The organism is Flavobacterium sp. (genome assembly GCF_044368625.1).
GTDB lineage: Bacteria > Bacteroidota > Bacteroidia > Flavobacteriales > Flavobacteriaceae > Flavobacterium.
This window is the reverse complement of sequence record NZ_JBIPPD010000363.1, coordinates 1-3,489: the sequence shown is the minus strand read 5'-3', so window position 1 is coordinate 3,489 and position 3,489 is coordinate 1. Positions and strand designations below refer to the sequence as shown.

At 33.7% G+C, this 3,489-nt stretch carries 5 protein-coding genes; 3 read left to right on the top strand and 2 right to left on the bottom strand.

Going from position 1 to position 3,489, the window contains the following annotated elements; translation table 11 throughout:
• Nucleotides 1-138: 138 nt before the first annotated feature.
• From ACIQ2X_RS16620 to ACIQ2X_RS16610, 3 genes are read left to right on the top strand one after another with little or no spacing between them, the layout of a single operon-like run.
• Entirely contained in the window at nucleotides 139-468 is a 330-nt protein-coding gene (locus ACIQ2X_RS16620; RefSeq protein WP_396180124.1) for a hypothetical protein, read from the top strand.
• Between the two features lie 13 nt (nucleotides 469-481).
• Complete coding sequence (locus ACIQ2X_RS16615) at nucleotides 482-889, top strand: hypothetical protein (RefSeq protein WP_396180123.1); 408 nt, start codon at nucleotides 482-484, stop codon at nucleotides 887-889.
• Complete coding sequence (locus ACIQ2X_RS16610; RefSeq protein WP_396180122.1) at nucleotides 886-1,128, top strand: hypothetical protein; 243 nt, start codon at nucleotides 886-888, stop codon at nucleotides 1,126-1,128. The genes ACIQ2X_RS16615 and ACIQ2X_RS16610 overlap by 4 nt, the downstream gene beginning before the upstream one ends.
• A gap of 7 nt (nucleotides 1,129-1,135) precedes the next feature.
• On the opposite strand, the gene ACIQ2X_RS16605 is transcribed toward ACIQ2X_RS16610, so the two are convergent.
• Nucleotides 1,136-1,981, bottom strand: a complete 846-nt coding sequence (locus tag ACIQ2X_RS16605; RefSeq protein WP_396180121.1) for a hypothetical protein — start codon at nucleotides 1,979-1,981, stop codon at nucleotides 1,136-1,138.
• Between the two features lie 44 nt (nucleotides 1,982-2,025).
• The coding region (locus tag ACIQ2X_RS16600; protein ID WP_396180120.1) for a hypothetical protein at nucleotides 2,026-3,489 on the bottom strand (1,464 nt) is incomplete at its 5' end.

The following is a 3,489-nucleotide window of genomic DNA, read 5'->3' as shown; positions in this document are numbered from 1 at the left end:
AAAATCCTCAGGATTTGTATCTTTATCTAATGTAGATAGCATAGCTGCTCTGTCTTCATCCTGTTCGCTTAGTACTTTAAAGAATCTATTTTCAAACTTACTCATACAATTATTTATTCAAATGCATAAATATTTACAATGAATAGTACAACTAATCCATACTCTACACACGCATCAAACTCTGCTCCTAACTTAAGTATGGATGTATCTGATCAATTTAAAGTGCATCAAAAGGAAGAACAAGAGCAGAAAGCACCTAAAACTCTGCCTTTTACTGCTGAAACATTTAAAGAGCATTTAAGTGATATGTATGGATCTCTTATAGAAATTAAAAAAGGTCTTAATCGTACAGAAAAAGAACCAAAAAGAGATAAACAAGCTATTAAAGATGCTTCAAAAATTATAGATGATATAGCGCAAAAAATAACAATGGATTTATCTAATTGTATTGATAAACTATATCTATAATATAAAATAAAGTATGCTTAGATTATTAACATTTTCGCTCGGTATAACTTTACTGGTTAGTCTTGGTATAGGGTTTGTACTAGCTGATATTATAGGGTTCTGGCAAGGTGTTGTTGGTTCAATTATTGCTCAGTTTTTAGGATTTTATATATATTCGTTAAAAAATACTGATTCTAATAAACCAGATTTAAGTGAAGAGATTATAAATCTGCAAACCATACCTATTTCCTGTCCTTGCGGTAAGCATACTTTTCCTGCACCAGTGTTTTATAACACGGATAATTCTTTCCTATGCGAAAAATGCGGTAGTAGATTTAAGGTAGAGTTAAATCACGAAACTGTGCTGCTAACAGAGCCTTTAAACATTGCTAATGTCTTTACCCAATTAAAAGAGAAGGAACTCTCTGATAATAAGGTATGAAGAAATTCAAATTCGAACTAAAAAATGGAACGATAAAAGAGATGGATATTGATGAGCTCACAAGGTGGGCTTGTCTTATTGAAGGTATCGAGCAAGTATCAAAAAAATACGAAGAGCTAGGCGAAAGTATGGATACAGATGATTGGATTAAACCTCTCGCTTTTCAAAAATATCTTGAAGAGAGGTTTCACTCGATGAAGCACGATCTTACTGTAGAAGCAACTCTAGGAAGAATCTAACTTTCGATTAACTTATATTCAGTATAGTATTTTCGAACAATCTCAAATAGACATCCTGCCCAATAGTAGTAGTGTAATTAACCTGCGAACCACTTATTGCGCAAATAAGAGTTCTATTCTGCGGTACATCCGACGGTGATAAATAAAACACTACACTACCTACACTGCCAGCTGAGAGAGGCGTAAAATCATGAAAAGAGGTTTGTGTCTTTAGGCTTGCGGTGTAAGAGGTATAATCTACATAAGTAGGTATAACTGTAGTTGCAACTACATGACCGGAAATATCTGTATACGAAGTATTATTAATATTTAGTACATGCGAAGTAGATAATAGAGCAACTCCTACAACATTATCATTTAAGTTACCTATGTTACCTTCAAGTAAAAGCTCGTTAAAGTATCTATATGTATAGCTACTTTGAATGCCGGTATCGCTAAAAAATATAAGCTTATCATTGTTTATTTTATAGAACGTAAGTCCTTGAATAGGTGTTGTGCTACTTTGATATGAAATAATATTACTAGTATTAACATCGCCTGTATCAACATAATTGTAGATATAATAAGTTGTGCTGCCGTCGTATATCGTTGATGTTATAGCGTTAAATGAGGTAGATGCAGCAGAAAGATAAACACCGCTTAAAGAGGTAAAAGTTGGTCCTGTATCTCTTATAAATTGAGTAGAATAAATGTTACTTGTGTAATTATCTGCACTTGCAGCTATATCTGCGAGAAATTTATTTTGATCTTCACCGTCATCTGCGGTTACTATAGATCTAATAGCAGCGGTAGTTAGATCTGGTAGATTTCCGCATAAAAGAGATGCTAGTGTATAACCTATAGGTGTTGCCATATTATTATTTATTTGTTATGTTTGTTTTTCAATGCTTTTATAAATTAATAAAAAGTACCATCATCAATAATTACAGCATTGCTTACATACGCTGTAAAGACTATTACAGGGGGTATCAAAATACCATCATCAGTAATTACATCATTAGACCCTGTAATGCTGAGCTCTATTATTGACGGAGTAGCTGTACCGCTATCAATAGTAATACTATTATCAGAATAAGTTGTTGGTAAAATTATTAAAGAATTAGTCGTACCGCTATCTACTATAACGTTATTAGAGGAGCTTGTGAGAGGTAATATAATACGCGAATTTAAGGAACCATTATTTATCACTACTCTGTTATTTCCAGCTGACGTTAATGGTATAACCTGCGTTGTAAACGTGCCGTTATTTTGTGTAATATTATCTTGAGCGTTGAAGGTAGGGTAAAGATAACTAGACGGTGCAGGTGTTGGTGTTTGATTAGTACAAAGTCTTCTTACTCTAAACTCATTAGTTGTATATATAATAGTGACAGGACTTGTAAATCTTGCTGTTATTGCATTAAAATTGGTATAATCTTCTGGTGTATACTGCCACCATAAGAGTTGTTGCCCGGTAGGTGTTATGTCACCTATTGAAGTCTCGCTAATAAACTCTTCATATCTCGTTGGTGGAGACTTAGCTGTTGATATAAATTGATCGGTAGATATAGCTTGCGTTAATGTAGGTATCAGATTAACACCGTATACATTGTCGTAAGGCCCAGTATTAGTGGATGATATACCAGTTGTAGATACCTTAATGTTATTATGTATTATTTCAAGTTTATTAGGAATATTATCTACATTATCACTTGTAAAATCTAGTATTATGATACCACCAGCAGGGTCTAATTGATAAGTATAATCATAAACACCTACATTGTCGATAAAATTATATATAGTAAAACAGTCGAGATCTGGAAGTGAGACAGGAACAGGTACTATAACCGGTCTTGTAGTATCTAGAATGAGCTCCCACGATGTACCTATAAACGGTGAATTAATAACAACATCAATGTAGTCGCTACCCGGATATACTGATAAATTAGTTAGTGTTGTAGTCCCGGAGGTGGATCCAGTTATACTTTGATTAGCTAGCGCTAGTAGCTGAGTATTATAATAGTTCAGCGATGCTGCAGCAGTATTATTGTAGTTCCATTCTCTGTTAATATTCGGAAAGACATACCCTGTATCTCTTAGTACAACACTATTACTATCATATACAACTATTCTATAGGGACTAGGCCCGAATTCAAAAACATCCCTATTAACTTGTGGTGTAAAATAATTAAAATCTATCGCATCAAACTCATTTGTTCCTAAAAGATTAACTCTCACCCTGGTAGTATTACCGTTAGTAGTAGTAGTAGTAAAGGTGTTACTGTATAAAGTAATAAAGCTATTAGGGTATAAATCAACATACTGATTGATATTGCATGCAAATAGCTGTGGAGCAGAAAGTGTGAAAGTAGCAGGAGTGGT